Origin of the sequence: Amycolatopsis sp. NPDC047767, from assembly GCF_040704195.1 — a bacterium.
Taxonomy (GTDB): Bacteria; Actinomycetota; Actinomycetes; order Mycobacteriales; family Pseudonocardiaceae; genus Amycolatopsis.
The window spans coordinates 1-26,584 of record NZ_JBEYSJ010000002.1 but is presented as its reverse complement, the minus strand read 5'-3'; the positions used below and the strand labels follow the sequence as shown (position 1 = coordinate 26,584).

Here is a 26,584-nt window from a genome sequence, read left to right as displayed (position 1 = left end):
CTCAGCGGTAGCAGTACGAGTCCGACGAGGCGTCCCCGCCCTCCAGCCGGACCTGGTGCGGCCGCAGGCCACGGAAGTCTTCGCCGTGCAGGAAGCACTTCCCGTCGACGCGCAGGCCGCCGCGGACGGGATCGGTCTCGAGCTTCGCCATCCAGGCCCCGACACCGTCCGGGTAGAACTGGTCGTCCCAGGCGCCGTAGAGGGAGTTGGTGACGTAGATCCGGCGACCGTCGCGGCTCACCTCGACCATCTGGGGACCACCCGAGAGCTGCAGCGACGGCGCGGACGGGTGCGGCACCCGCCCGGTGATGCCCCCGAGGCGCACCGAGCCGGTCTCCTTCGGGTGGGCCGGGTCGCTGACGTCGAACTGCTTGAGCTCACCGATGCCCCAGCACGACACGTACAGGAACCGGTCGTCCACGCTGAGGCCGATGTCGGTGATCAGCGGCGGCACGGCCCCGAACGGCCGCAGCGCCGGCGGCAGGTCGGCGGCGTCGGCGGGCTCGGCGGGCACGGTGATCACCTTGTCCACCGCCCAGGTGTCGCCTTCGAGGTGCCAGCGCCACACCGACGCCGACAGGTCCTCGGTGGACACCACCACACCGACGAACCCCCACGTGGCGTCCGGGTCGTGCGACGGACGCACCTCGAGCACCATCTGGTGCTGCTCACCGAGGTCGACGCTCTGCAGGTGCCGGCCCTCGGCCAGGTCCCAGAAGTGCAGCGAATGCCCGTACTTGTGGCCCAGCAGCAGCTCCGGGTCGATGCCGTCCTCGATCATCGCGGGGGTGCCCCACTCGCTGCTGATCAGGACGTTCCGGTTGAGGTGCCACCACGCGTCGTAGGCCAGGTACTGCGGGCCCCGCTCGGTCTCCCACGCGCGCACCACGTCGAACGTGTCGTGGTCGAGCAGCGCGATGCCGCCCGGACCGGCCGAGCCTTCGCCGGCGCCGAGGCACGACAAGTACACCCCGTCCGGCCCGCAGTGGGAGGTGTGGGGACGGGAGTACCCGGCCTTCTCGGCCAGCTCCGCCGCGGTCACCGTCTTGTGGAGGACCGGCTGCCGCGGGTCGGGCTGGGTGTCGAAGACGTGGACGTTCGAGGAACGCAGCCCGGGCAGCAGCAGGAACCGGCGGCGCAGGCCGTCGGTGTCGTGGCCGGTGTGGGCGAACGCGCTGCTGCACGCGTTCCACCCGAAGTGGTGCAGCTCGTCGCCGCTGCCCGGCAGCTCCGACCAGCCGACCACGCTGCCGTAGGTACCCGAGTCGGGATCCACGTCGACCGTCGCCAGGGCGTCCGGTTTGGCGGCCGTCCGGTCGAACGCCACGACATAGGCGAGCGTCTCCGGCGGGGCCGCGATCGCGTCGCCGGGGCTGCGGTAGAAGGTCGGATCGGTCTGTGCCTGTGCTGACTGTCCCGTCGTCACGTTCTGCCTCCCGTGTCCGATTCCCCGCGGCCAATGTCCCGCGCGTGCCGTCGGGGCCGCAAGGCATGAACGCGCACGTCAGACGGCATCGGCGCGGGCTCCGCGAGAGCTGCCGGGCCGCTGCTCACGCGGTGCGGCAGCAGCATGCTGCTCGCGTTTTCCCTTGGCCGCGCAAGGGAAAACGGCCGGTCCAGGCCGCCTGCGGCAGGTGCCCGAGCGGGCAGTCACCACGGTGGCCAGGCGGCGCGAGGGTGAAACTTCACGGTCAGGGCCGAGGGGTTTCCCCGGGCAGGTCGAGCAGTTCCGCCAGCAGGTCGGCGCGCAGGTCGGTGTTCTCGGTGGGGGTCACCAGCGCGAGCCGGTGCACGCGCTCGAGCCGGGATCGCAGGCCGTTGTGGTGCTCCGCGGCGCAAGTCAGCTGTTCGTGGGCCGCGTCCAGCCGGCCGGCCAGGACGGCAGCCCGGCTGCGTTCCTCGGCGAGGGCTTCGGCTGAGGCAGCGGATTCCGTGCGCTGGTGCTGGTGGGCAGCGTCCAGGCGTTGCTCCAGGTCCCCGAGGGAAGCCCGGGCGACGGCGAGTGTCTCGGTGGTCTGGTCGAGCCGGCCCGTGAGGTCCCGGCGGACCTCCTCCTCACGGGCGCGGGACTGCGCGAGGTTCGTGAGCGCGGCGTCGCGTTCGGTGGTGCGGACGGCGAGCTGCTCCGAGCGCTGGGCGAGCTCCGCGGCGAGAGCGTCGGCACGGGAGCGTTCGGAGCAGACGTCGGTGGCGGCCTGGTCGGCGCGTTCGGCCGCGGCGGTGGCGGCCGCTTCGGCACGGGCCTGGTCGAGCTCGGCCGTCTTGCGGGCTTTCACCGCTTGCGCGGCGGTTTCCTGCGCGGCTTTCGCCAGCTCGACCTGTTCCTGGGCGTGAGCCTGGGCGGCGGCGGTGGCTTCTTCGGCCTCCAGTGCGCGGGCTTCGGCGGCTTGGCGCAGGCCGTCGGCTTCGGTGGCGCGGGCTTCCGCGGTTTCCGCGCGGGTGAGCGCGGAGGTCACCTCGTCCTGCGCGCGGGCGGCGACGCTGTCGAGGGCGTTGCGCAGCGTCTGCAGCGGCCCGCCCAGTTCCGTGGCGGCGCGCACGAACTCCGCGGCCGCGTCCGTCAGCCCGGCGTGGGAGACCGAGCCGCCCAGTGCTTCCCGCAGCGCCTGGTCGGCGGCGGCGAGCTGCTTGCACGTGCGGTCTCCGGGCCAGCGGCGGTCCGGACAGAACTCGAACGGCCGGCCCCCGCGCGGCCCCGGCGGCGGCAACGGCGCCCGGCACTGCCTGAACCCGCACAGCGCGGCCGTCCGGTCCTCGATCACAGCTCCTTCAGTCACCCCTGAACCCTATCCGATTGGTTATGTAACCGATAACCGAGGTTGTAGTTATCTAACTTAATACCCAGGTCAGCTACAGAACAGAGCTTTTGTTGCTAAGCTACCCGAGAAGATGATCGGTCGACGGAGAGTGACGGAACCGGCTGCTGTGAGTGAGATCGTGAGCCTCGGAACCGGCTCGAAAACTGGGTACCCCCTCTCGGCCGACCACGACGTCTGGCCGGGCGTCGAAGACCCCGCCGCGCTGCTCGACGCGATCGCGGAGTGGCTCGCCGGCTACGGCAACCAGGCCACCCGCCGCACCTACGCCGAAGGACTCGGCCTGCCCGTCACGGCGGCCGACCTCGCCGAGTGGGCCGAACCGGGCCGTCACCTCGACACCTGGCGAACCGCCGTCCTCCACTACGCCGACGCACTCCGCCTCACCCCGAGCCCGGCCACGGCCACCGCTCCCCCGCCCGCACCCCGCGGCCGGCTGCGCGCGCACCACTGGTTCCGCTGGTGCGTCACCCGTGGCCTCGACCCGATGGCCGCGACCTCGGCTGACGTCAAGAGCTGGCTCGACACCCTCGCCACCGCCGACGCCGCACCCGCGACGCGCGACCGGATGCTCGCCACCGTCAAAGCGCTCTACGGCTACCTCGCCGACACCGGCCTCGTCACCGGAAACCCCGCCGCGCTCAACCGCCGCCGGCTCGGCCTCGCCACGGCCGCGAGCAGCACGTCCGGCACCGTCACGCTCACCACGCGCCAGGTCCGCGCCCTCTACACCGCCGCCGGCACCCCCCGCCGCGGCGCGAGTCCCTTGGACACGGCACGCGCGGTGGCCGTGGTCGCGCTGTTCACGCTGGGGCTGCGCGTGAGCGAACTGTGCGGGCTGGACCGCTCCGACCTGCACGTCACCCGCGGCCGCCGCGCCCTGCGCGTGCTCGGCAAGGGCGGCAAGACGCGCGTGGTCTACCTGAGCGTCCCGGCGGAGAACGCGCTTATGAGCTACCTCTCCGCCCGCGACACCGCGGCCGCCTCACGCGAGACCACGGTCGAACGCCGCATGCAGGCGCGTCACGCCCCACCGTCACCTCTCCTGCAGACCCGCACCGGCAACCGCTACCAACGCCAGGCGATCTGGCAGCTGCTCCGCCGCATCACCGCCACCGGCGGCACCGAACTCGAACCCATCGCCGGCGCCATGCACCCCCACGCGCTGCGCCACTTCTACGTCACCACTGCCGTGGAAGCGGGCGCCCAGCTGGTCCACGTGCAGGCCGACGTCGGCCACAGCAGCATCGACACCACCCAGCAGACCTACGACCACGCCGCCCGCGCCCCGGAACGCAGCGCCGTCGACCTGGTCGCGGCCAGCTGGTTCCCCGACGACACCGGCACCGGCTGACGTGCGGTCGTGGCGAGTCAGGCCTTGGCGGATTCTCGTTCGGCGATCCGCGCAAGCCGCTCCAGACTCACGCGCATGTTCGCGTTGAGGTCGGCCTCCAGATCCCGGACCCCGAAGAACACCCGCAGGATCACGTGCAGGCCCCGCGGCACGGATTCGACGACCTCGTAGGACTCGATCGCCGCGGTACCGGTCCCATCCGGGCGGAACACGTACCGCCACCGGATGCTGCCGCCGCCGCGTTCGGTGCGGCGGATGCCGAACTCCCGCGCCGGATCGGCGACTTCGACGACCGGCTTGTTCGACCAGGTGAACCAGCGCCGCTTGTTGCGGGCGACGAACGTGGCGCCCACCGCGGCACTGCTCGCACCGTCGAGCCAGCGGCACTCGATCACCTCCGGACTCCACTCGGGCGACCGGGTCACGTCCGACACCAGGTCGTACAGCGTCCGAGGGTCGGCTTCGACGTGCCGGTGCACCTCGTCGCGAGTGAGCTCGCCCATCGTCCCCTCCCGGGAGCAGAAGCGTTCTCACCGCCGCTCGACCAGCCTCTCGACACTCGTCGACGGCGGTTCCGATAGGCCATAGTGTGGCCGATAGCCTATCGGGCTGTCTACGCTGCAAGTCATGGGATCTTTCAACCCGCATCCCGGCTCGGCCGGCCTCGACGCCGACGGCGGCCCTCGCCACGCCTCGCCACCGGCGGGCCGGCGTGAGCGGCTGCGGCTGCAAGCGATCGACGAGATCCTCGACGCGGCGCTCGACGTCGTGACCGAGCAGGGCGCCGCCGCGCTCAACCTGTCGGAGGTGGCGCGACGGGTCGGGTTGCGGCAGTCGTCGCTCTACCAGTACTTCGACTCGCGGCTCGCGGTGTACAACGCGCTGTTCGAACGGGGAATGGAGCAGCACCTGGACGTCGTCCGGACGGCGGTCGCGGCCGTGCCGGAGGGCTGGGCGGCCCTGCGCGCGATCGCCGCCGCCACGGTCCGGTTCTCGGTCGACCACCCGGCCTTGTCCCAGCTGCTGTTCCTCCCGGCGGTGCCGGGGTTCGAGCCGTCGGCGCGGGCGTATCGGCCCAGCTTGGCGGTACAGGAGCTGACCACGCGAGCGTTCGCCGCGGCCGTCGACCGCCACGAGCTGCACCCGGCGGCCGCCTCGGAGCGGGGCGTCGGGCTGTTCATCGCCCTCGGCGCCGGCGTCGGCTCGCTCCAGCTGGGCAACGATCAGCACGCCGGCTTCGACGAGGGCCGGTACGCCCGCCTGGTCGAACCCGCCCTCGACATGTTCGCCGCCTACTTCTCCCCGGACAAACCGGCCGGTTGGGTGCCCTGACCGAGGAGCCACCGCCCGCCCGGCGCGCTGCACACCCGTTGCGCCGAGCGGCGAAAGCGCCGCCGATACGCTGGCAGCAACCCCGCAGCCTGGAGAACACTTGCCCCACCACGATCCGCTCACCGCCGACTGCGGCAGCTGCTTCGGGCTCTGCTGCGTCGCCCTCACCTTCACCCGCTCCGCGGACTTCGCGATGGACAAGGCCGCCGGCGACCCGTGCCCGAACCTCGAGCCGGAGTTCGGCTGCGGCATCCACGACCGCTTGCGGGACAAGGGATTCTCCGGCTGCACCGTCTACGACTGTTTCGGCGCCGGGCAGAAGATCTCACAGATCACGTTCGGCGGGCGGGACTGGCGCAGCGAACCGGGCGGTGCGAAGCAGATGTTCGCCGCGCTGCCCGTGATGCGCCAGCTGCACGAACTGCTCTGGTACCTCACCGAAGCGCGGTCCCTCGACGTCACGCGGGAGCTGCACACCGAACTCGACACCGCGCTCGGCGAGACTCAAGCGCTGACGCTGACCGACCCGGACACCCTGCTCGCCGTGGACGTCGCCGGGCAGCGCGCCCGCGTGGACGTGCTGCTGCAGGCCACGAGCCGGCTCGTGCGGGGCGGGGTGCGCGGCAAGAAGAAGGACCGCCGCGGCGCCGATCTCATCGGAGCGAGGCTCGCGAACGCGGACCTGCGGGGCACGAACCTGCGCGGCGCCTACCTCATCGCCGCGGACCTGCGCCGCGCCGATCTGCGCCAGGCCGACCTGATCGGGGCGGACCTGCGCGACGCCGACGTCCGCGGGGCGGACCTCACCGCGTGCCTGTTCCTCACGCAGTCGCAGGTCAACGCCGCCCGCGGCGACGCCACGACCCGGCTCACCGAGCGCCTCAGCCGGCCCGCCCACTGGTAGCCGGGCGCGTCGACCCGACCACCACGCCACCGAGCCGCGCGACCCAGCTGCCGCACAGGCAGCGGACGTAGTCGGCCCGGCTGCCGCGTGAGCCGGGCACGACGGCGGACGGGGGCAGTTCGGCCAGCGGCCAGCCACAACGGGGGCAACGGTTCTCATCCATGCGCCGATCGTGCTGTAATGAGTCAGTGCACTTCAACCCTTACGGCGGCTCCGGCGCGCAGGTGGCCGCGGCGCTCGCCACTCTGGTCCGGGACGACGGCGTCCCGGCGGACGACGTGCTGGACACCTGCCGCGCCCACGGCATGATGCTGACCGGGCTCACCGACGACGAAGGCGCCCGGATCCTCGACTGGGGCCGGCGGCTGCGTGAAGTCTTCGCGGCCGGCAGCGCAGATCGGATCGGGCTCGTGAACCGGTTGCTCGCCACCGCGGCCGTGCGCCCGCACATCTCCGGCCACGACGGCAAGCCCCCGCACCTGCACTACGCGAGTGAGGACGCGGGGGCAGTGGAACGCGTGCAGGCGCACTCGGCCGGCGGGCTCGCCCACCTGGTGTGCGAAGCACCCGACCGCTTCGGCCTGTGCGCGCGCGAGGGCTGCGGGATCGCGTTCGTGGACACCTCGCGCAACGGCCGCCGCCGGTTCTGCTCGACGCGGTGTGGCACCCGGGTCAACGTCGCCGACCACCGGGCCCGGCAGCTCAGCGCCTGACTCAGCTCATCTGCTCGTGGATCCAGTCGAGGATCGTGTCCACGCGCGCAGTGGTCTCCACGCCGGGCTGGGGGCAGTCCGGGCCGTTGTCCTCGACCGCCACCAGCCGGCCCTTCTGGTCGCCCTCGGGGACGAAAAACGGTGAGCCCGAGTCGTCGTGACACGGGCTGTTCTCGACGGTGCGCGCCTCCCGCGGGCTCATGTCGAGCTCGGTGTGGCGGATGTCGCTGACCTCGAAGTGGCCGCGTTTCATGTGGTCGGCCGGCGCGACGACGGTGGCCGAGAGCGAGCCCCAGCCCACGAAGTCGACGTCCTCGCCGACCTTCGGCGGACCGGTCGGCAGCGTCAGCGGCGCGATGTCCGTGATCGGGGCGCTGAGCTTGACCAGCGCGAGGTCGTTGACCGGCGACTGGCGCACGTCCACCGCCTGCACCACGTGCCCGCGCGGGTCGTCGTCGTTGATCTTCCCGACCGCCACCGTCATGTGGTACTGCGGCGCGCCGCCGACGCGGGTGCCGTCGAGGTCGTGGAAGCAGTGCCCGGCCGTGATGATCCAGTCCGGCGCGATCAGCGAACCGCTGCAGCCTCCGCCGCGCACGCCGCCGCCTTCGACGGGGATGTCCTTCGACGTGAGTTTCGCGTTGAACGGCATCACACTCGGCGGCAGAGCCGGCGCCGTGCTGCTGGGCGCCGCGTCGGGCTGAGCCGACGAGCCCTGCCCGGCGGCGCCCGCGCGCGTGTGCGCGACTTCGGCCGTGTCGGCGTGCCCCTCGGCGGACGCGGCCGCACCCTTCTGGACGGTGACGTAGCCGCCGGCGAGGCCCGCACCAGCGACGATGGCGAGTGCCAGCGCGCCGTGCCGGGAACGACGGTGACCGGATCGTGACTTCACACTCGCAACAACGGACGGAGACCCCAAGAAGTTCATCCATCCGTGGAGAAATCTCAGCGAATCTCGTCACTCTGTGACACCGCAGCCGATCAAGGGACGTTTCGGGCTGCATTAGGGTTCCCGTTATGACCAACCGCTTGGTATCCCTGGGCGATTCCTTCACCGAAGGTGTCGGCGACGACGATCCCGCCGCGCCGAACGGCGTGCGCGGCTGGGCCGACCGCGTCGCCGACGTGCTGGGCGCCCGTGAGCCGGACTTCCGCTACGCCAACCTCGCCATCCGCGGGAAGCTGCTGCCCCAGGTGCTCGCCGAGCAGGTCGAGCCGGCGATCGCGATGGAACCGGACCTGGTCACGCTCTACGCGGGCGGCAACGACCTGATGCGCCCGAAGGTCGACATCGACGCGCTGACCGACTCCTACGAGCTCGCCGTCGCCCGGCTGCGCGGCACCGGTGCGCGGGTCGTGCTGTTCACCGGCGTCGACGGGGTCGAAGACGCGTTGTTCCGGCAGATGCGGGGGCGCGTCGCGATCTACAACGAGAACGTGCGCGGCATCGCCGCCCGCCACGGCACGCTACTGGTGGACATGTGGTCGATGCGGCAGCTGCGCGACCGGCGGCTCTGGGCACCCGACCGCCTGCACCTCAACTCCCGCGGCCACCTCGAGGTCGCCATCGCGGTCCTCGGCGTGCTGGGGGTCCCCCACGACCTCACCTCGGCCGAGCTGGGGCCGCGCCCGCGCCTGTCGGCCCGCGAACGCCGGGAGGAGAACCTGCGTTGGAGCCGCGAGCACGCGTGGCCGTGGGTTCAGCGCCGCCTGCGGGGCGAGTCGTCCGGCGACACGATGAGCCCGAAACGCCCCGTGCTGGAGCCGTTCGGGTCCGGTGCACTCGGATCAGGCACGCTCGGATCAAGCGCCGACGCGCGGCGCGTGCGCGGCTGACAAGGCGGGGCGCAGGCCGTCGAAGAGGATCGCGACCACGCGGTCGCGCAGGGCGCAGTCGGCACCGATGTGCTCGGCGGCCTTGGCCGTGCCGATGATCACCGGGATCAGCTCGGCCACGGTGAGGTCGGCGCGCACCGCGTCGGCGTCCTGCGCGCGGCGCAGCAGCACGCCGAGCGCCTCCAGCAGTCGGGTGGCGACGTCCGAGCCGGCCTGTGGCACGTGGATGCCGGCGGCGCTGAGGGCTTCGAAGTAGGCGTTTTTCGCGCTGGACATCTCGATCCAGCTGGTCAGGAACGTGAAGAACGCGGCGCCGGCGTCGGGTGAGTCCTGCGCGACGACCGCCTCGGCCTCGTCGACGAAGCGGTGCAGCCGTGCGTAGAGCACCGCTTCGAGCAGTGCTTCCTTCGTCGGGAAGTGCCGGAACACCGTGCCGACGCCCACGCCGGCCTCGCGTGCGACCTCTTCGGTCGGGGCGCCCGTGCCTTTGGCCGCGAACACCGTCTCCGCGGCTTCGAGCACTTTGGCCCGGTTGCGCCGGGCGTCGGCGCGCAGCGGTTTGGACTCCGTCACGGTGCCTGATCGTAGCCGGGTTCAGCCGGGCAGCGCGCTGAGCACGCGTTCCAGGGCTCGCGGCACGTGCGAGCGCCAGCCGCCGCCCATGATCCGGCGGGAGACGCGCTCGAACTCGTCGTCCGGGTCGAAGCCCTCGTGGCTGAGGAACAGCCGGGTGCCGGTGCCCTCCGGCACGAGCCGCCACGTGACCGTCCACTTCGGACCCCACTTGATGCTCAGCTCGCGTTCGGGGTCGGCCACGAGCACCTCGCACTGCACCGGCCCGCCCGCGAACCCGGCCGCCGGCACGGGCTGAGCGAGCAGCTCGAACCGGTGTCCCACCACGGGTTTGATGTCGTTGGGCATCGTGAGCCAGCGTTCCAGCAGCTCCGGTTCGGTGAGCGCGCGCCAGACCTTGCGCGCGGGGTGCGGCAGGAACTGGTCGACGTGCACGGCCGTCGGGACTTCCGCGTTCGGCACGGCCTCGGTCACAGGTCCTCCTCGTCGAGCAGGTCACGCAGGTTGGTGAGCTTGGTGCGCCAGAACTGCTCGAACGGGTGCAGCCACGTCGTCACTTCCTCCAGCGGTGCGGCTTCGAGGGAGTAGACGCGGTTGCGCCCGGCACGCTGCTCGGTGACCAGTCCGGCCTCCCGCAGCACGCGCAGGTGCTCCGACAGGCTGGGCCGGCGCATGTCGAAGCGCCCGGCCAGATCACCGGCGGCCATCGGGCCCTCCAGCAGCATCCGCAGCACCTCGCGCCGCGCCGGGTTGGCGAGCGCGGCGAAGACGTCGTCGTTGACCGGCACGCCGCTCAGCCCGGCCGGTTGCCGAACGCCGACGGCTCGAGCAGGCCGACACCGTTGCCGTCGAGGTCGCGGAACGAGGTCGCGCGACCCCACGGCATCACCTGCGGCTCGGGGACCTCGATCCCGTGGCCGCGCAACGCGGCCACGTCGGCGTCGAGGTCGGTGGTGTCGAGCTGGAAGTGCAGCGGCCCGGTGAGCGTGACGCCGGAGATCGGGTAGTCGACCAGCACCAGACCGGTCTGCGCCCCCTTCGGCGCCACCATCACGAACCGCCCGGCCGGCCCGCCGCGATCGACCACGACCTCGAACCCGAGCTTCTCGACGTAGAAGTCGCGCGCTTTCGCCTGGTCGGCCACCGGCACGGTGACGAACTGGATACGGGAGACGGTCATGCCGGAAACAATAGGTAGGAGAAATCCTACGTGTCAACCCGCAGTGCGCCGCGCCAGAGGGGGTGAGCACGGATTCGGAGGGCGCACGCGCGCAACATCGCCATCGCCGGAGTGGGATCGCCGGAGCGGCACTGGGCCACTGAGCTCGCGGCCGACTTCTCGGTCGCAGGCTATGCGCACGGCGATCGAGAAGTCGCGGGGCGCTCGCTGGTGAAGGGCACGTGGGTCGCGCGCGCCGCGGCCCGGCCACTTCGCCGGGCAGGGCGGCGACGTGACCTGCCGCGGGTTGAGCTCTACCGCGACGTCTACGCGATGTCCTGGCCGACCAGTCTCAACGACGCGGCGTCACTCGCGCAGCCGGGAGTTCAGCCGGGCGGCCTGCCGGGTGAGGTGGTCGCGTTCGGGCAGGTTGGGGGCGGCCGCGGCGGCTTCGGCGTAGAGGTGGGCCGCGGTGGCGGGGTCGCCGGCGCGTTCGTGGAGGTAGGCCGACGCCGCGGTGTGGCGGGGCAGGGTGGGGTCGAGTTCGGCGAGCGCGGCCAGGCCTGCGCGGGGACCGTCGGCTTCGCCGACCGCGACGGCTCGGTTGAGGCGGGCCACCGGGCTGTCGGTGAGGCGCACCAGCTCGTCGTACCACTCGACGATCTGCACCCAGTCGGTCTCCTCGGCCGACTGGGCGTCGGCGTGCAGCGCGGCGATCGCGGCCTGGGCTTGGAACTCGCCCAGGCGGTCGCGCGCGAGCGCGGCCTGCAGGATGTCGACGCCCTCGGCGATCAGGCGCGTGTCCCACTGGCTGCGGTCCTGTTCGGCCAGCGGGACGAGCCGGCCGTCGGTGCTGGTCCGCGCGGGGCGGCGGGCGTGGTGGAGCAGCATCAGGGCGAGCAGGCCCGCGACTTCCTCGTGGTCGATCCGAGCGGCCAGCTGGCGGGTGAGCCGGATGGCCTCGGCGGCGAGGTCGACGTCCCCGGAGTAGCCCTCGTTGAAAACCAGGTACAGCACCCGCAGAACCGTGGCGACGTCGCCGGCCCGGTTCAGACGCACGCCCGCCACGGTCTTCTTGGCCCGGGTGATGCGCTGGCCCATCGTCGCCTCGGGCACGAGGTAGGCCTGCGCGATCTGCCGCGTGGTCAGCCCGCCGACCGCGCGCAACGTGAGCGCGACGGCCGAAGCCGGGGTCAGCGACGGGTGCGTGCACAGGAAGTACAGCTGCAGCGTGTCGTCGGCGACCTCGCTCGGGCCCGGTTCCGGCTCCTCGTCCGCGCGCAGTTCCCGGTTGCGGCGCGAGGAGTCGGCGCGCGCGGCGTCGAGGAACTTGCGCCACGCGACGGTGACCAGCCAGCCCTTCGGGTCACGCGGCGGGTCGTCCGGCCACACGCGCACGGCCTCCACCAGGGCTTCCTGCACCGCGTCCTCGGCCGCCGCGAAATCGGCTCCGCGGCGGCCGAGGATCCCGATCACCGCCGGGGTGAGGGTCCGCAGCAGGGTCTCGTCCACCGGCACCGTCATTCGGTGATGGCGGGGCACTCGCCGTAGAACGGGCGCACCTCGAGCCACTCCTGGACCGGCTTGCCGCCCGCACCCGGCGCCGCGGACAGCTCGCCGGCGAGCTCGACCGCGCGCTCGTGGGACTCGACGTCGATGATCACCCAGCCGGCGATGAGGTCCTTGGTCTCCGCGAACGGTCCGTCGGTGACCGGCGGCCGGCCCTCGCCGCCGGAGCTGACCCACGTGCCTTCCTGCGAGAGCGCCTGGCTGTCCACGAACTCGCCGGTGCTCTGGAGCTTGGCCGCGAAGTCGCGCTGGTACTGCACGTGGGCAGTGACCTCGTCGGGGGTCCACTGGTTCATCGGCACGTCGTTGCCCGCGGCCGGCGCGCCGCGGTAGTGCTTGAGCAGCAGGTACTTGGCCATCGTCGTTCTCCTCGGTGTGGTCCGGCCCATTCTGGCCGGGTTCGGTAGGGGGACGCAGCCGTTCGCGGGTTCCCGACATCCGGCGGCGGAAATCTTCTAGGCGTGCTGACGCTCGGCGCGCTGCTTGACGAGCTCTTCGACGGCGCTGGGCAGGGTGGTCTCGAAGTCGATGAGCTTCACCCAGGTCGGGGTCACGACGATCCGGACCATGCCGTCGTAGAGCGAGCGGACCTCGGCCTCCCACTCGACGCGCTGTTCGGCGGTCATCTCGTAGGAGCCGTTCATCCGCAGGTACTCCTCGGGGATCCCGTCGACGACGTCCAGCTCCGCGCGGCCGCGGATGAGCAGGATCTTCGGCGGGTGCACCTCGGTGTCGATGGTGAGCGCGACCATCGGGTTGGCGCGCAGCGAAGGGAGCTTCGGCGCGTTCTTGGTGGTGCACATGACGATCTCGGTGCCGTTCCAGGCGAACCCGATCGGCACGGTGCGCGGTGTCCCGTCCTGGGCGACGTAGGCCAGGCGGGTCAGGTCGCGCGCCAGCAGGTCCTGGCTGAGCGGGCGGTTGAGGATCTCGGTGATCTCGCTGCGGTCCACGGGGGTCTCCTCGGTGAGGCTCGGTCTGTGTTCGCCGCGGGGACGGAGTCACGCCCGGGTTCCCGACATCCCGTCGCGAAGTTTTCCGGAACAATCGCAGACCGTGGTTTTCGGCGGAATACGACCACAAAGGGTGACGGGATGAAACGGCCTTCCCGCATCGTTCGTCAGGAATCGCCGAACCGGGGCAGGTGCCTCACACTATTGAGTGACGCCAGTCACGAGAGGTGTGCATCATGGTTCTAGGCGACAACGAAGTCACCAAGTCAGTCGCAGCGTCCTCCGGAGACCGTCGAGTGCAGGTGCGGCGGGCGGCGCTCGCCGGGTCGATCGGGACGACGATCGAGTGGTACGACTTCTTCCTCTACAACACCGCCGCCGCACTCGTCTTCCCCCACCTGTTCTTCCCCTCTTCAACCGGCTACGCGGGCGTGATGCAGTCGTTCGCCACCTACGCGGTGGGGTTCGCCGCACGCCCGGTCGGCGCGGCGATCTTCGGGCACTGGGGCGATCGCCTGGGGCGCAAGGCGACGCTCATCGTCACCCTGCTCCTGATGGGCTTGTCCTCGGCACTCGTGGGGGTGCTGCCGGGGACCGCGTCGATCGGGATCGCGGCTCCCATCATCCTGGTGCTGCTGCGCCTGGTGCAGGGCATCGCGATCGGTGGTGAGTGGAGCGGATCGGTTCTGCTCGCGATGGAATGGGGTGACCAACGCCGTCGCGGGCTGCTCGCCAGTTTCGCCCAGGTCGGCGTGCCGGTCGGGCTGGTGCTCGGAACCGGTGGCATGACCCTGCTGTCGGCCACGCTGTCGCAGGAGGACTTCGATTCGTGGGGCTGGCGGATCCCGTTCCTGCTCAGCCTGGTGCTCGTGGTCATCGGTCTCGTGATCCGGCTCCGGATCCTCGAGACCCCGATGTTCGCGGGGGTGGTGGCGAACAAGAAGACGTCGAAGGCGCCGGTGAAGGACGCGGTGCGCCACCACTGGCGGGAGATCCTGCTCTCGGCGGGCCTGCGCTTCAGCGAGCAGATGCCGTTCTACCTGTTCACCAGCTTCGTGCTCGTGTACGTGGTGGAACGTCCCGAGTTCAGCAAGACGTTCATCCTCAACGCGGTGCTCGTCGGCGCGCTGGCGGAGCTGGTGCTGATCCCGGTGTTCTCGCAGCTCTCCGACCGGATCGGCCGGAAACGGGTGTATCTGAGCGGCTCGGTGCTCACGGCGGTGATCGCGTTCCCGTACTTCACGATCCTCAGCCACGCCGGACACGTGCTGATCTTCGTCGCGGTGATCGTGTCGCTGGCCGCGCACGCGATGCAGTACGGGCCGCAGGCCGCGCTGATCGGCGAGAGCTTCCCGACGCACCTGCGCTACGGCGGCGCCGGCCTCGGGTACCAGCTGGCGTCGGTGTTCGCGGGCGGGCCCGCGCCGCTGCTGGCGACGTGGCTGCTGCACCTGACCGGCACGCCGTACTCGGTGTCGATCTACATCGTGCTGTCCGCGGTGGTCACGGTCCTGTGTGTGATCGCACTGCCGGACCGGTCGAAAGCGAACATCGACGACGTGAGCGTCTACGCCCGCCGTTGACGACGAAAGAGGGGCGCCGCACCGGAATGACGGTGTGGCGCCCCTCTTTCGCGTGGTGCGTCAGCGGCGCTGCTGCGGCGGCCCGCCCTGGGGTCCGCCGAACGGGCCCTGCTGCGGGAACGGCCCGCTGCCCGGACCCTGCCCCTGCTGACCGCCGAACTGCTGCGGCGGGCCCTGGTACGGACCACTCGGCGGAGTGGTCGGGGGCTGCGGCTGCGGGAGCGACTGCGGGTTCTGCTGCTGGAGCCCCGGCGGCGGCGTGCTGGGCGGCGGCGTGGTCGGGGCCGGCGGTGCGGGCGGCTCTTCCTCAACCGGTGCGGCCGGAGCCGCGGCTTCCGGCGTCGAGGTGGGGCCGCCGAGAGCGCGGCGCGGCGGCGGGGTGTTGAGCGGGCTCGGCACCTCCTTGCGCGCCACGGCTTCCGCGGCGGCGACGGCCTCGGCGACCTTCGGGTCGGTCGAGGTGTCGAACCAGCCGGCGACCTCGTCGTCGTCGAGGTCGGGGCGTTCGGGGGTGTCGTCCTTCGGCGGCTCGTAGCGGAACACGCCGTCGTCGCCGGGGGCGCCGAGCGCGCGGGCGAAGCCCTCGAGGGCCTTGCCGTAGTCGCTCGGGATCATCCAGACCTTGTTCGCGTCGCCCTGCGCCATCTGCGGCAGGGTCTGCAGGTACTGGTAGGCGAGCACCTCGGGCGTCGGTCGGCCGGCCTTGATGGCGGCGAACACCTTCTCGATCGCCTTCGCCTGACCCTGGGCCTGCAGGTAGCGGGCGGCGCGTTCACCCTGCGCGCGCAGGATGCGGGACTGCCGCTCGGCCTCGGCCGCGAGGATCGCGGCCTGCTTCTGGCCTTCCGCGGAGAGGATCTGGCTCTGCTTCTGGCCTTCCGCCGTCTTGATCGACGACTCCCGCTGACCTTCGGCGGTGAGGATCATCGCGCGCTTCTCCCGGTCGGCGCGCATCTGCTTCTCCATCGAGTCCTGGATCGACGGCGGCGGGTCGATCGCTTTGAGCTCGACCCGCGCGACACGGATGCCCCAGCGGCCGGTGGCCTCGTCGAGGACGCCGCGCAGCTGGCTGTTGATCGCGTCGCGGGAGGTCAGCGTCTGCTCCAGGCTCATGCCACCGACCACGTTGCGGAGCGTGGTGGTGGTGAGCTGCTCGACACCGATGATGTAGTTGGAGATCTCGTACACTGCGGCGCGCGAGTCGGTGACCTGGAAGTACACGACGGTGTCGATGTTGACCGTCAGGTTGTCCTCGGTGATCACCGGCTGCGGCGGGAACGAGACGACCTGCTCGCGCAGGTCGATCCGGGCGCGGACCTTGTCCAGGAACGGCACCAGGAACGTCAGGCCGGGCGAGGCGACCGTGCGGAACCGGCCGAGTCGCTCGATCACCGCCGACTGGGCCTGCGGCACCACCATGATCGCCTTGACCACCGTGATGATGACGAACAAGACCAGAAGCGCGACCACGACGATCGCAATTGTCGACAAGAGCGTTTCCCCTTACCTAGTACCGTTTTCCGGAGTTCTCGCGATCACGACACGACGTCCACCACGGCGGTGGCGCCGGAGATCTCGACGACGGTCACGCTGGTGCCCGGCGCGATCGGCGGGTGCGACTCGTGCACCGCGCGCGCCGACCAGATCTCTCCCCCGATCTTCACCTGCCCGGCGTCGTAGTCCACTGTGGACACCACGACGGCGCGGGCGCCGATGAGCGCGTCCGTGCCCGTGGGCGTGTGGGAGCCGGCGAGGAAGCGGCGCTTGAGCGCGGGGCGGACCAGCGCCAGCAGTGCGACGGAGCTGACGGCGAACACGGCGACGTCGATGAAGATGTTGCCGGTGATCGCTTCGGAGCCGGCGCCGAGCAGCGCGGCGATGCCGAGCATGATCAACACGAAGTCGCCCGAGATGACTTCCGCGATCATCAGGACGATGCCGATGATCAGCCAGATCAATGCTGCTGCCATGTGCTCATGCTCTCAGATCGCGCCGGTTCGCACCGGGCAAGTGACTCGACGTGACCGACGCGTGACCTTGCCCGAAATCGGGCATACCGGGCTCATTTCCGGGTCATTCGGCGGGTTCGGTGACGAAGTCGATGAGCCGTTCGACGGCGCCGATGAGCGGCGTCTCGAGGTCGCGGAAACTGCTCACGGCGGCCAGGACCCGTTGCCAGCCCTCATAGGTCTCGCCCCAGCCGAGCGCCTCGCAGATCCCGACCTTCCACTCGGTGCCGCGTGGGATCTCCGGCCACGCGCGGATGCCGACGGCGGCGGGTTTCACGGCCTGCCAGATGTCCACGTACGGGTGACCGGTCACGAGCACCTGTTCGTCCCGGATCTGCGCGACCAGCCGTGACTCCTTGCTGCCAGTCACGAGGTGGTCCACCAGCACGCCGAGGCGGCGGCCGGGCCCGGTGCCGAACTCGGCGATCTTCCCGGCCAGCACGTCGACGCCGTCCAGTGGCTCCACGACCACGCCTTCCACACGCAGGTCGTGGCCCCACACGCGTTCGACGAGCTCGGCGTCGTGCTTGCCCTCGACCCAGATCCGGGAGTCCCGTGCGACGCGGGCCTGCAGGCCCTGCACCTTCACCGAGCCGGACGCCGACACCTTCTTGACGGGCGCGGCGGCCTTGCGGACCGGCACGAGCGTGACGGGCTTGCCCTCCAGCAGGAACGCCGCCGGGCCAAGCGGGAACACGCGGTGGCGGCCCTTGGCGTCCTCGAGCACGACATTGCCGTACTCGATCTTCACGACCGCGCCGCAGTAGCCGCTGGCGGGATCTTCGACCACAAGGCCGGGTTCGGCCGGGATCTCGGGGATCTTCCGCTTGCGCGGACCCGACAGCACGTCGTCGTACGAATGTGAGCGCACGGCCGAGCACCGTAGTGCGGTTCGCAGGCCGAAGTCGTGCCGCCACGCCGGGCGGCTCTTGATCCTTGACGTCCTTCGAGGCGCCGGAAATGTCGTACCCACGTGCGACTCTTCGGGTTCCTGCCGTTCCCAGGGGAGGTCGAGGTCATGGCGGGTGGGGGGATCTTCGGGTCGCTGACCGGGACGGTCGAGGCGCCCGGGCAGTGGTTGGTACTGGTGACGGGCTTGTTCGCGGCCGCGGTGTCGGCGGGGACGTTCGCGTTCCTGTCGAGCGAGAAGGATCTGCTGATCGGGCACGCGAACGTGCTGGGGACGGTGTTCCACGAGGCCGGGCACGCGCTGGCGAGCGTCCTCACCGGCGGCGGGGTGTACCGGATCGCGATCACCGGCGCCGACAGCGGTGCCACGTGGTCGTGGGCCCCGTCGCCGTGGTCGCGGACGTTGACGCGCGTGGCCGGGTACGCGATGCCGTCGCTGGCCGGGCTCGGTGCCGCCGGGCTGCTGCGCCACGGCCACGCGCCCGCCGTTCTCGCGCTCACGACGCTGGTGATGGTGCTCGTGCTGGTGGTCACGCGGGACCTGATCACCTTCGCCGCGGTGGTCGCGCTGGGGATGGTCACCTTCACCGTCTGGCGGGCGGCACCGGGGTGGGTGCAGAACGCCGTCGCGTACGGCGAGGCGTGGCTGCTGCTCACCAGCGAGATCGGCGGGCTGGCCGCGATCGTGTCCAACCGGGTGCGCCACGGCCTGCGCGACCACACCGACGACGCGGCCGGCCTCGCCGAGCTCACCTCGATCCCGGCGTTCGTGTGGATCGCCGGCTGGTTCGTGGTCATCGGCTGGGCGCTGGAGAAGGCGGTGCCGCTCCTGTGGCCGTGACGAGTGGCCGTGCCGCTGGGCCGTGACGGGCCGGTTCAGCGGGCGTGCGCGGATTCCTTCGGGGGCGTGCGGGTGCCGTGGAGGGTTTCGGCGAGGTCCGCGTACAGGCGCGGCGCCAGCTCGGCGAGGGTGTCGCGGGCTTCGGCGGGCAGATTGCCGAGGGTGTCCTGGACGGCCCCGGGGTCGCCTTCGTACATCATGATCCCGAGCACGAGCGGGAGCTTCTCGGCCGGGAGCGCGGCCGCGGCCTGGGCGGCCATCGTGTTCCACTCGGCGGCGGTGATGTGCTGTTCGATCAGCGGGAGCACGTAGTCCTCTTCCGCGCCGAGGTGCTCGTACAGCACGGTGATCAGCGGGTCGAGCACGGCCAGCACGGCGTCGCGGTGCACGGGGTCCGGCTCGCTGCGCCAGGCCGCGACGGCCTCGGTGAGGTCGACGCCGAGGAACGCGATGCGTTCGTGGTGGCGTTCCATGCCGTGCACGAGCGGCGCGACGTCGGCGGGGCAGCGGTCGAGCAGGTGCGGCCAGATCTCGAGGTCTTCGGCGTGATGGTGGTGGTGCAGGATCGTGCTGACGAGCTCGAGGTGGCCCGCGACGAGCGCGGCGCGCGCAGTGTCCCCTTCGGCGACGCCGGTGATCAGCTTCGGCATCAGCCCGAACTCGCGGCGCAGCGCGGTGTGCACCATGCGCATCTCGCGGGTCATCGCGCCGGGAGCCTTCGTTGCGGTCATGTCAGTCCTTCGGCAGCGGGAGCCGGCGCGTGCTCGTCCGGCATCCCGCGACACGGAGCTCGGCACCGCAACGGTTGAACCCGGAGCCGAACAGTGACGAGCGCCACACCTACCGCAGGAGCGCGAGGACCGCGTCGGTGAAGGGCGTCGGGCCGGTGCGGCGCAGGGGTCCCATCGCGACGAGCGGGGCGAGCGCGACGCACCACGCGCGGGTGCGGCCGGGGTCGGGCAACTCGGCGAGGCCGTCGTCGAGTGCGCCGCCGTCGGCTAGCGGGAGGAACGCCCAGTCGACGCTGTCGAGGGCCGGGTCGCCGATGCACGGGCGGGGGTCGATCGCGACGAGGCCGCGGGCCGGGCCGGCGTCGAGGACGTTGCCGGGGTGCAGGTCGCCGTGGACGAGAGCGACGGGGCCGGTGGTGGCGAGGGTTTCGGCGCGGGTGCGCCCGGTGCGCAGGACGTGCATCGGCAGGTGCGCTTGCGCGGTGCTGCCCCGCAAGCGGCGTTCGGCGAGGTCGAACATCGCGTGGACGCGCTCGAGCTGGGTCGGGAACGGGCCGTCCGCGCCGACGCCGTGGAGCTGGCCGAGCAGGTCGCGGACCTGGTTCCAGGGGACGTCGGCGCCGGTCAGGGGGGTGCCGGGCACGAGGCCTTCGAGCAGGATCGCGCCCGCGGCGAGGTCGGTGTCGAGCAGCTGCACGACTCGCGGCAGGCCGGCCCACGCCTGCAACGCCGTGGCCTCGGCCCGGGCGATCGCGGGATCGGGGCACAGTTTCAGGACGCGGGGACCGTCGGGGCTGTCGCACAGCAGGGTCCGGCCGGTGTTGCCCGGGCGCGCTTCCCGGACCGTGAGGGTCCAGCGCTGCGCGAGGCGCGTGACGAGTTCGGGCAGCGCGTCGCACCACGGTCCGACGCCTGCGCCGAACCGGTCGACGAGCCTCGCGCGGGCCGTGGCGTCGAGCGAGTCGTTCAGAAGAGCGGCCAGGGGATCGCGCGCCAGTCGTCGCCGGGTTCGGGGAAGACCCCTTCGGCGAGCAGGAAGTCGGTCCGCTGCGAGAGCGCGCGGACCTCGAAGGTGGTGATGTGCTCGCCGAGGTCGGCGCCGAGCTTGCTGTCGAGGTCGGACCGCAGCTTGCGCAGCTTCTCCGCGGCCTCGTCGCCGAGGCGCTCGCCGATCCAGCCCCACAGCACGGTCCGCAGCTTCGGGTCGGTGTGCAGGCAGATGCCGTGGTCGACGCCGTAGACGCGGCCGTCGGTGCCGGCGAGCAGGTGCCCGCCCTTGCGGTCGGTGTTGTTCACGATGACGTCGAGCACGGCCAGCTCACGCATCCCGGGGTGGTCGGCGTGGACCAGGACCGCCGGGTCGCCGAGGCGGTCGTGGGCGTGCAGCACGGTGCGCCAGCCTTCGGGGACCTCGTCGGGCGCGCAGACGTCGACGACGTCGCCGTCCTCGGCGGTCTCCACCCACAGCTGGACCATGCCGGGCCCGAACGGGCCGTCGCGCAGGACGGTGGGCGGGATGGCGCCGAGGCCGGACGCGTCGGCGATCATCGCGGTCGCGACCTCACGGCCGGCGAGGGTGCCGTCGGGGAAGTCCCACAGCGGCCGCTCCCCCGACACCGGCTTGTAGACCACCCGGCCGGTGACGCCGTCGAGCTCGATCGCGCAGAACAGGGTGACGTTGGAGGCGTCGACGAGCCGACCCTCGACGTCGATGCGGCCGTGCGTGACGAATTCGCGCGCGGCGGGGTCCGTCGGCTCCGGCGGAGTGCTGGCCACCGGCGCCCTCAGTCCTCGGCCACGTCGACGTCGCGGCGGTAGCCGTTCTGCCGGGGGCAGATGTGCCCGGTCGCGTCGAGGGGCTCGCCGCACAGCGGGCAGGGTTTGCGCCCGGCGTTGACGACGCGGTCGGCGCGCTCGGCGAAGGCGCGGGCGGCGACCGGGGTCAGGAACACGCGCACGGCGTCGGGGCCCTCCTCGGTGTCGTCGAGGACCACCGTCTCGTCGACCTCACCCTCGGTGATCGCGAGCAGCTCGATCACGACGGCGCTGGAGTCGGCGTCCCAGCCGAGGCCCATGGTGCCGACGCGGAACTCCTCCTCGACGGGCACCGTGAGGGGGTCGACGTCGAGATGGTCGTCGGGGACGTCGGTGGGCACGTCGGCGCCGAAGCGGCTGGCGACCTCCTCGAGAAGGGAGCCGAGGCGTTCGGCGAGGACGACGACCTGCTGTTTCTCGATCGTCACGCTGATCGTCCTGACATCTTCCGACGCCTGGAGGTAGAACGTGCGATCGCCGGGCTCGCCGACCGTTCCGGCGACGAACCGGTCGGGCTTGCGGAAGACGTGGATTACGCGAGACATAGCACCCCCGACCCTAGGCCACGGGCGCATGATCGGCATCCGCCGCCCCTGGTTGACCGGGATTTCGGTGCGGTGCGTGCGGGTGCGGACACGCAGCGGATCGCCGTTAGGCTTTCCGGGTGCCACAGATCTCTTCATACGGAACCTGGACCTCACCCGTTTCGGCGGCGGACGTGGCGGCCGCGGGAGGTGGCGCACAGTGGCCGGCGACGGTGGGTGACGAACTGTGGTGGGCCGAGGCCCGACCGGCCGAAGGCGGCCGCGTGGCGCTCGTGCGCGCGGTGCCGGGTGGCGGGGTCGAGGACGTGCTGCCGGCGCCGTGGAACGTCCGCAACCGGGTGCACGAGTACGGCGGCCGGCCGTGGGTCGCGATCGGCGACGTCGTGGTTTTCACCCATTGGGCCGATCAGCGGGTGTACGCGTCGGTCGCCGGTGAGGTGAGCGCGCTGACGCCGGAGCCGGCCGAGCCGCAGGGCGTGCGCTACAGCGATCTTCGCGCGGGCCGCGCCGGTGAGGTGTGGGCGGTGCGGGAGCGCAGCACCGGACCGCGCCGCACGGACATCTCCCGTGAGCTGGTGGCCATCCCCGTCGCGGGCGGGGCCGAGCGCGTGCTCGTGGCGGGGCATCGGTTTTTCACGGCGCCGCAGCTCTCGCCCGACGGTGCGCACGCGGCGTGGCTCGCGTGGGACCACCCGGCGATGCCGTGGGACGGCACGGAGCTGTTCGTCGCGCCCGTGGACGGCGACGGGGTGTTCGGCGAGGCCCGGGTGCTGGCCGGTGGCGCCGACGTGGCGGTCTGCCAGGTGGAGTGGGAGACGCCGGACCGGCTGCTGGCGCTGCTCGATCCGGAGGGCTGGTGGAACCTGCACCGCGTCGGGCTCGACGGGACGGTAGTGAACCTGGCGCCGGTGGAGCGGGAGATCGGCGGCGCGATGTGGAAGCTCGGCGCGAGCTGGTTCGTGCCGCTCGGCGGCGGGCGGCACGCCGTCCTCACCACGGACGGGCTGGCGGTGCTCGACGAGCACGCCGGTTCGGTGACGCCGGTCGTGCCGGAGCTGAGCGTGTGGTCGACGTCCGGGCTGGCCGTGGTGCCGGGTGGCGTCGTGGGGATCGCCGGGGGCGCGGACCGCGAGAGCGCCGTGGTGCGCGTGGATCTCCAAGCGGGCACGTGGACGGCGCTGACGCCGCAGCCGTCCGACCTGCCGCCGGCGGAGTACCTGCCGGTGCCGCAGGAGCGTGTGTTCACCGCGGCGGACGGTTCGCGGATCCCGGCGTTCGTGTTCGCGCCGCGGAACCCGGACTTCACCGGTCCCGAGGGTGAGCGGCCGCCGTTCCTGGTCCACGTGCACGGCGGGCCGACCGGGCGCAGCGACGCGGCGCTGGACCTGACGATCGCGTATTTCACCAGCCGTGGCATCGGCGTGGTGGCCGTGAACTACGGCGGCTCCACCGGGTACGGCCGGGCGTTCCGGGAGCGGCTGCGCGAGCAGTGGGGTGTGGTGGACGTCGGCGACTGCGTGGCGGTGGCCGAGGCGCTCGTGGCCGAGGGCGCCGCCGACGGCGCGCGGCTCGGGATCCGGGGTGGCAGCGCGGGCGGGTTCACGTCGGCGGCGTCGATCACCATGACCCGCACGTACGCGGCGGCGACGGTGAAGTTCCCGATCCTGGACCTCGCCACGTGGACGGGTGCCGGTGGCGAGACGCACGACTTCGAGTCGCAGTACCTGGTGGGGCTGGTCGGCCCGTACCCGGAGACCGCGGACCGCTACCGGGAGCGTTCGCCGATCACGCACGCGGGTTCGCTGGCGGGGCCGGTGTTGTTCCTGCAGGGGCTGGAGGACCAGATCTGCCCGCCGGAGCAGGCGGACCGGTTCGTCGCCGGCCTGGCCGGCAGCGGCGTCGACCACGCTTACCTGCGGTTCCCGGGTGAGCAGCACGGGTTCCGGCGGGCGGAGACGATCGTGACGGCGCTGGAGGCCGAACTGTCGTTCTACGGCCAGGTGTTCGGGTTCGCGACGCCGGACGTGGCGAAGCTGGAGCTGTCCCGATGAGACCGCCGCGGCTGGCGCCCGGGGACACGGTGGCGCTGGTGGCGCCGTCCGGTCCCGTCGCGCCGGATCTGCTCGACGCGGCGCTGCCGGTGCTGCGCGGGTGGGGTGTGAAGGTGCGGGTCGGCGAGGCGGTGCACGGCTCGACGTCGGGCTACCTGTCGGCGCCGGACGAGGTGCGGGCGGCGGAGTTCACGGCCGCGTGGCTCGACCCGGAGGTGTCGTGCGTGCTCGCGGCCCGTGGCGGGTACGGCGCGCAGCGGATGCTGGACCTGATCGACTGGGCGGCGCTGCGCGCTGCCGGGCCGAAGGTGCTGGCGGGTTCGTCCGACGTGACGGCGCTGCACCGCGCCGTGGCCACCCACCTGGGCCTGGACACGTTGTTCTCGCCGATGCCCGCTTCGGTCCTGTTCGACGAGACCGCGGCCGAGCACCTGCGGCGCACGCTGTTCGAACCGGAGCGCACGCGCGTGCTGCACGCGCCGGCCGCCGACGTGCTCGTGCCGGGCCGCGCCTCGGGCGTGCTGGTGGGTGGCAACCTGTCGCTGCTCGCGGCCGGGCTCGGCACGGCGGAGCAAGGTTCGGCCGCGGACGGGATCGTGCTGCTGGAGGACGTGACCGAGAGCGTGTACCGGATCGACCGGATGCTGACGCAGCTGCTGCGCGCGGGCTGGTTCGCCGGCGCGCAGGGCGTGGTGCTGGGCTCGTGGGCCGCGTGCGGCGACCCGGCCGAGATCCGGGCGCTGGTGCTGGACCGCTTGGCCCCCTTGGGCATCCCGGTGCTGGGCGACTTCGGCTTCGGCCACGTGGCGTCCTCGCCGACGCTGCCACTGGGCGCGCGGGCTTCGCTGGACACCGAGCTGAGCACGTTGACCCTCGACTCCCCCGCGCTGGCCTGATCATGCGGTTGTCCGCTTCGGAAGCGCGAGCTCGCTTCGCGGCCTCCCGCGTGGCCCGCCTGGCGACGGCTTCGGCTGCCGGCGTGCCACACCTGGTACCGGTGACCTTCGCGGTGTCCGGTGATTCGATCGCCTTCGCCGTCGACCACAAACCCAAGTCGACGACCGCGCTGCGCCGCCTGGCGAACATCGCGGAGAACCCGGCCGTGTCCTTCCTCGTCGACGCCTACTCCGACGACTGGTCCCAGCTGTGGTGGGCCCGCGCGGACGGCGTCGCGCAGGTGCTGGATCCGGCCGCGCGGGCCGAGCCGGTGTCGTGGCTGGTGGCGAAGTACCCGCAGTACGCCGAGCACCCGCCGGAACACGCGGTGGTCCTCACGACCGTGCACTCGTGGCACGGCTGGTCCTTCTCGTAACGGTGTGACGACGGCCGCTAACGATCGCCGGGTGATCGACGATCTTGCTGCCGTGCTGAGGAAAACGGTCGTTTTAGCCGGTCTCGTGCTGGTGCTCGCGGGATGCTCTTCGGGCGAGGTGAAGGCCGGGATCGGGACACGCACGTCGACCCCGCCTCCGACCACGAGCCGGAAGTCGCACATCCCGAAGCCGGCGGATCTGTCGCAGTTCCTGCCGACGGACGAGGCGCTGGCCCCGACGGGGTTCGCGGTGGAGGACCAGCCGCGGTCGACCATCAGCGTCGTGTACCCGAAGAAGCTCATCGTCGCCTGTGAGAACGAGGCGATGGAGTCGTGGGACAAGGCCGTGGTCGAGGGCAGCTCGGCCGGCTGGTTCAAGATGGGCGGCGGCGCGAACCCGGCACTGACCTCCGAGACCGTCGACGAGCGCATGGGCCGCTACGACGGCGTGACCGGCGCGCAGGTGGTTGCCCAGATCAAGGCCGCCATGGCTTGCGGCACGTTCACCGAAACGGCCGAGGACTTCAAGGTGGACGAAAAGTTCACCGCCCCCGCGCTCCCCGGGGTCGACGCGCAGCACGGGTTCTGCGGCGCGGCCACCGACACTCCTGATGTCCGGAAGTGCGTCCTGTTTCTCGCCCACGGCGATCGGGCGGAGGTGCTCGAATCGACCGAGATCAACGACGAGGGCCTGAAACCCGGCAAGGCGAAGAAGAGCCTGCTGACGACGCTGCCGATGTTCGCCGCGGCGTTCGCCAAGGACCGGTAACGATCACCGGGTGATCGGCGATCTTGGTGCGTGCACAGACGGATTTTGTGGAAAACAGCGGCGGTGTCCGGTCTCGCGGTGATCGTCGCGGGATGTTCGTCCGGTGCGGCGACGACCGGGCCGAGTGCGACGACGAAGGCGCCGCCCGTGTCGAGTAGCGCGCCGCCTTCGTCGGTGGTGCATCCGCCGACGTTGGAGCGGCTGCTGCCGACCGAGGACGAACTGGCGAAGGTCGGGCAGGACGAGTACGTGCAGCCGGTCGAGTACGTCATCGGCGAGACCACGCCGTTGCGGCTGGTGAACGCCTGCGGTGCGGCGCAGCCCTGGGACGCGAAAGCGAAGCTGGGTGCCCAGGCGCATTCGAACAGCGAGAGCGGCGAGATCGCGCAGCTCGTGGCCGAGTACGACGGTTACACCGGTGCTCAGGTCGTGGCAGGTGTGAAGAAGGCGCTCGCCTGTGGCCACGTGACGGTGCAGCACCTTGACTTCGGGTCGGTCAGCGAGTTCACGGCGCCGAAGGTGGCGGATGCGCAGTACGGGTTCTGCGCGGCGCCGACCGACCCCATCGGGGTGCGGATCTGTGTGCTGGTGCTGGGCAAGGGTGACCGGGCCGAGTCGCTCGTCTTCACGAACACGGACTGGGTCGACAAGCCGGGCCGGTCCGTGTTGGCGAAGGTCGCGCCGCTGTTCGCCGAGGCGCTCGGGCGGCCCTAGCTGTACTGACCTGTGAGGTTGGGGACGCGGCTGAGTGGTGGGTGGCCTGCGAGTGCGGTGTGTCCGCGGTGGTGGTTGTAGGTGTGCAGCCAGTGT

Annotated in this window: 31 protein-coding genes; 12 read left to right on the top strand and 19 right to left on the bottom strand. The window is 71.6% G+C overall.

Going from position 1 to position 26,584, the window contains the following annotated elements:
* Position 1: 1 nt before the first annotated feature.
* Positions 2-1,426: a selenium-binding protein SBP56-related protein gene (locus tag AB0878_RS03300; RefSeq protein ID WP_366576041.1), complete on the bottom strand. Its 1,425-nt coding sequence runs from the start codon at positions 1,424-1,426 to the stop codon at positions 2-4.
* 265 nt (positions 1,427-1,691) lie between these two features.
* A complete protein-coding gene (locus AB0878_RS03295) occupies positions 1,692-2,777 on the bottom strand; it encodes a response regulator receiver protein (protein ID WP_366576039.1) in 1,086 nt (361 codons plus the stop codon).
* A 148-nt stretch (positions 2,778-2,925) separates the two neighbouring features.
* Here AB0878_RS03295 and AB0878_RS03290 point away from each other — a divergent pair, with 148 nt between their 5' ends.
* Positions 2,926-4,170, top strand: a complete 1,245-nt coding sequence (locus AB0878_RS03290; RefSeq protein ID WP_366576037.1) for a tyrosine-type recombinase/integrase — start codon at positions 2,926-2,928, stop codon at positions 4,168-4,170.
* A 17-nt stretch (positions 4,171-4,187) separates the two neighbouring features.
* On the opposite strand, the gene AB0878_RS03285 is transcribed toward AB0878_RS03290, so the two are convergent.
* Positions 4,188-4,673 carry an SRPBCC family protein gene (locus tag AB0878_RS03285; RefSeq protein WP_366576035.1) on the bottom strand — a complete coding sequence of 162 codons (486 nt, stop codon included), beginning with the start codon at positions 4,671-4,673 and terminating at the stop codon, positions 4,188-4,190.
* 124 nt (positions 4,674-4,797) lie between these two features.
* On the opposite strand from AB0878_RS03285, the gene AB0878_RS03280 reads away from it, so the two are divergent.
* Both AB0878_RS03280 and AB0878_RS03275 read left to right on the top strand, forming a co-directional pair.
* A complete protein-coding gene (locus AB0878_RS03280) occupies positions 4,798-5,502 on the top strand; it encodes a TetR/AcrR family transcriptional regulator (protein WP_366576033.1) in 705 nt (234 codons plus the stop codon).
* 100 nt (positions 5,503-5,602) lie between these two features.
* A complete protein-coding gene (locus AB0878_RS03275; RefSeq protein WP_366576031.1) occupies positions 5,603-6,406 on the top strand; it encodes a pentapeptide repeat-containing protein in 804 nt (267 codons plus the stop codon).
* On the opposite strand, the gene AB0878_RS03270 is transcribed toward AB0878_RS03275, so the two are convergent.
* Positions 6,384-6,569: a hypothetical protein gene (locus AB0878_RS03270; RefSeq protein WP_366576029.1), complete on the bottom strand. Its 186-nt coding sequence runs from the start codon at positions 6,567-6,569 to the stop codon at positions 6,384-6,386. The genes AB0878_RS03275 and AB0878_RS03270 overlap by 23 nt on opposite strands.
* Positions 6,570-6,594: 25 nt before the next feature.
* Between AB0878_RS03270 and AB0878_RS03265 the strand changes: the two genes are divergently transcribed.
* The gene (locus AB0878_RS03265) at positions 6,595-7,119 is read left to right on the top strand and encodes a CGNR zinc finger domain-containing protein (RefSeq protein WP_366576027.1); all 525 of its coding nucleotides are present in this window, start codon (positions 6,595-6,597) and stop codon (positions 7,117-7,119) included.
* Between the two features lies 1 nt (position 7,120).
* Here AB0878_RS03265 and AB0878_RS03260 read toward each other — a convergent pair whose 3' ends face one another.
* Positions 7,121-8,011, bottom strand: a complete 891-nt coding sequence (locus tag AB0878_RS03260; protein ID WP_366576026.1) for a trypsin-like serine protease — start codon at positions 8,009-8,011, stop codon at positions 7,121-7,123.
* Between the two features lie 125 nt (positions 8,012-8,136).
* Between AB0878_RS03260 and AB0878_RS03255 the strand changes: the two genes are divergently transcribed.
* Positions 8,137-8,955: an SGNH/GDSL hydrolase family protein gene (locus tag AB0878_RS03255; RefSeq protein ID WP_366576024.1), complete on the top strand. Its 819-nt coding sequence runs from the start codon at positions 8,137-8,139 to the stop codon at positions 8,953-8,955.
* On the opposite strand, the gene AB0878_RS03250 is transcribed toward AB0878_RS03255, so the two are convergent.
* The 7 genes from AB0878_RS03250 to AB0878_RS03220 form a co-directional block, all read right to left on the bottom strand.
* Positions 8,923-9,528 (bottom strand): TetR/AcrR family transcriptional regulator, encoded by a 606-nt coding sequence (locus tag AB0878_RS03250; protein WP_366576022.1) that lies wholly within the window; start codon positions 9,526-9,528, stop codon positions 8,923-8,925. The two genes, AB0878_RS03255 and AB0878_RS03250, sit on opposite strands and share 33 nt — an antisense overlap.
* Positions 9,529-9,549: 21 nt before the next feature.
* Complete coding sequence (locus tag AB0878_RS03245; protein WP_353074175.1) at positions 9,550-9,963, bottom strand: SRPBCC domain-containing protein; 414 nt, start codon at positions 9,961-9,963, stop codon at positions 9,550-9,552.
* A gap of 35 nt (positions 9,964-9,998) precedes the next feature.
* Positions 9,999-10,316 (bottom strand): metalloregulator ArsR/SmtB family transcription factor, encoded by a 318-nt coding sequence (locus AB0878_RS03240; RefSeq protein ID WP_366576020.1) that lies wholly within the window; start codon positions 10,314-10,316, stop codon positions 9,999-10,001.
* A gap of 5 nt (positions 10,317-10,321) precedes the next feature.
* Complete coding sequence (locus AB0878_RS03235; RefSeq protein ID WP_366576018.1) at positions 10,322-10,708, bottom strand: VOC family protein; 387 nt, start codon at positions 10,706-10,708, stop codon at positions 10,322-10,324.
* A gap of 345 nt (positions 10,709-11,053) precedes the next feature.
* A complete protein-coding gene (locus AB0878_RS03230) occupies positions 11,054-12,211 on the bottom strand; it encodes a DUF6596 domain-containing protein (RefSeq protein ID WP_366576017.1) in 1,158 nt (385 codons plus the stop codon).
* A complete protein-coding gene (locus AB0878_RS03225) occupies positions 12,208-12,615 on the bottom strand; it encodes a YciI family protein (RefSeq protein WP_366576015.1) in 408 nt (135 codons plus the stop codon). Before AB0878_RS03225 ends, AB0878_RS03230 begins: the two co-directional genes overlap by 4 nt.
* A gap of 96 nt (positions 12,616-12,711) precedes the next feature.
* Positions 12,712-13,209: a pyridoxamine 5'-phosphate oxidase family protein gene (locus AB0878_RS03220; protein WP_366576013.1), complete on the bottom strand. Its 498-nt coding sequence runs from the start codon at positions 13,207-13,209 to the stop codon at positions 12,712-12,714.
* Between the two features lie 236 nt (positions 13,210-13,445).
* On the opposite strand from AB0878_RS03220, the gene AB0878_RS03215 reads away from it, so the two are divergent.
* Positions 13,446-14,792: an MFS transporter gene (locus AB0878_RS03215; RefSeq protein ID WP_366576011.1), complete on the top strand. Its 1,347-nt coding sequence runs from the start codon at positions 13,446-13,448 to the stop codon at positions 14,790-14,792.
* Positions 14,793-14,852: 60 nt separating this feature from the next.
* On the opposite strand, the gene AB0878_RS03210 is transcribed toward AB0878_RS03215, so the two are convergent.
* The 3 genes from AB0878_RS03210 to AB0878_RS03200 all read right to left on the bottom strand — a co-directional run bounded on the left by AB0878_RS03210 (position 14,853) and on the right by AB0878_RS03200 (position 17,672).
* The gene (locus AB0878_RS03210) at positions 14,853-16,274 is read right to left on the bottom strand and encodes an SPFH domain-containing protein (RefSeq protein WP_366576979.1); all 1,422 of its coding nucleotides are present in this window, start codon (positions 16,272-16,274) and stop codon (positions 14,853-14,855) included.
* A gap of 53 nt (positions 16,275-16,327) precedes the next feature.
* Positions 16,328-16,762 carry an NfeD family protein gene (locus tag AB0878_RS03205; RefSeq protein WP_366576009.1) on the bottom strand — a complete coding sequence of 145 codons (435 nt, stop codon included), beginning with the start codon at positions 16,760-16,762 and terminating at the stop codon, positions 16,328-16,330.
* A 103-nt stretch (positions 16,763-16,865) separates the two neighbouring features.
* On the bottom strand, positions 16,866-17,672 hold the full coding sequence (locus AB0878_RS03200; RefSeq protein WP_366576007.1) for a DUF3097 domain-containing protein: 807 nt from the start codon (positions 17,670-17,672) through the stop codon (positions 16,866-16,868).
* A gap of 102 nt (positions 17,673-17,774) precedes the next feature.
* Between AB0878_RS03200 and AB0878_RS03195 the strand changes: the two genes are divergently transcribed.
* The gene (locus tag AB0878_RS03195; RefSeq protein ID WP_366576005.1) at positions 17,775-18,551 is read left to right on the top strand and encodes a M50 family metallopeptidase; all 777 of its coding nucleotides are present in this window, start codon (positions 17,775-17,777) and stop codon (positions 18,549-18,551) included.
* 35 nt (positions 18,552-18,586) lie between these two features.
* Here the strand turns inward: AB0878_RS03195 and AB0878_RS03190 are convergent, their stop codons facing one another.
* From AB0878_RS03190 to AB0878_RS03175, 4 genes are all read right to left on the bottom strand, one after another.
* Positions 18,587-19,282, bottom strand: a complete 696-nt coding sequence (locus AB0878_RS03190; protein WP_366576003.1) for a hemerythrin domain-containing protein — start codon at positions 19,280-19,282, stop codon at positions 18,587-18,589.
* 109 nt (positions 19,283-19,391) lie between these two features.
* Entirely contained in the window at positions 19,392-20,171 is a 780-nt protein-coding gene (locus AB0878_RS03185) for an aminoglycoside phosphotransferase family protein (protein WP_366576978.1), read from the bottom strand.
* 77 nt (positions 20,172-20,248) lie between these two features.
* A complete protein-coding gene (locus AB0878_RS03180) occupies positions 20,249-21,058 on the bottom strand; it encodes an SCO1664 family protein (protein ID WP_366576001.1) in 810 nt (269 codons plus the stop codon).
* A gap of 8 nt (positions 21,059-21,066) precedes the next feature.
* Complete coding sequence (locus tag AB0878_RS03175; protein WP_366575999.1) at positions 21,067-21,642, bottom strand: DUF3090 domain-containing protein; 576 nt, start codon at positions 21,640-21,642, stop codon at positions 21,067-21,069.
* Positions 21,643-21,761: 119 nt separating this feature from the next.
* Between AB0878_RS03175 and AB0878_RS03170 the strand changes: the two genes are divergently transcribed.
* The 5 genes from AB0878_RS03170 to AB0878_RS03150 all read left to right on the top strand — a co-directional run bounded on the left by AB0878_RS03170 (position 21,762) and on the right by AB0878_RS03150 (position 26,488).
* Positions 21,762-23,693, top strand: coding sequence for a prolyl oligopeptidase family serine peptidase (locus AB0878_RS03170; RefSeq protein WP_366575997.1), 1,932 nt, complete (start codon positions 21,762-21,764; stop codon positions 23,691-23,693).
* Positions 23,690-24,589: an LD-carboxypeptidase gene (locus tag AB0878_RS03165; RefSeq protein WP_366575995.1), complete on the top strand. Its 900-nt coding sequence runs from the start codon at positions 23,690-23,692 to the stop codon at positions 24,587-24,589. The genes AB0878_RS03170 and AB0878_RS03165 overlap by 4 nt, the downstream gene beginning before the upstream one ends.
* A gap of 2 nt (positions 24,590-24,591) precedes the next feature.
* Entirely contained in the window at positions 24,592-25,005 is a 414-nt protein-coding gene (locus tag AB0878_RS03160) for a TIGR03668 family PPOX class F420-dependent oxidoreductase (RefSeq protein WP_366575993.1), read from the top strand.
* A 31-nt stretch (positions 25,006-25,036) separates the two neighbouring features.
* The gene (locus tag AB0878_RS03155; RefSeq protein WP_366575991.1) at positions 25,037-25,774 is read left to right on the top strand and encodes a hypothetical protein; all 738 of its coding nucleotides are present in this window, start codon (positions 25,037-25,039) and stop codon (positions 25,772-25,774) included.
* Positions 25,775-25,837: 63 nt separating this feature from the next.
* Complete coding sequence (locus AB0878_RS03150) at positions 25,838-26,488, top strand: hypothetical protein (protein ID WP_366575989.1); 651 nt, start codon at positions 25,838-25,840, stop codon at positions 26,486-26,488.
* Positions 26,489-26,584: the final 96 nt, after the last annotated feature.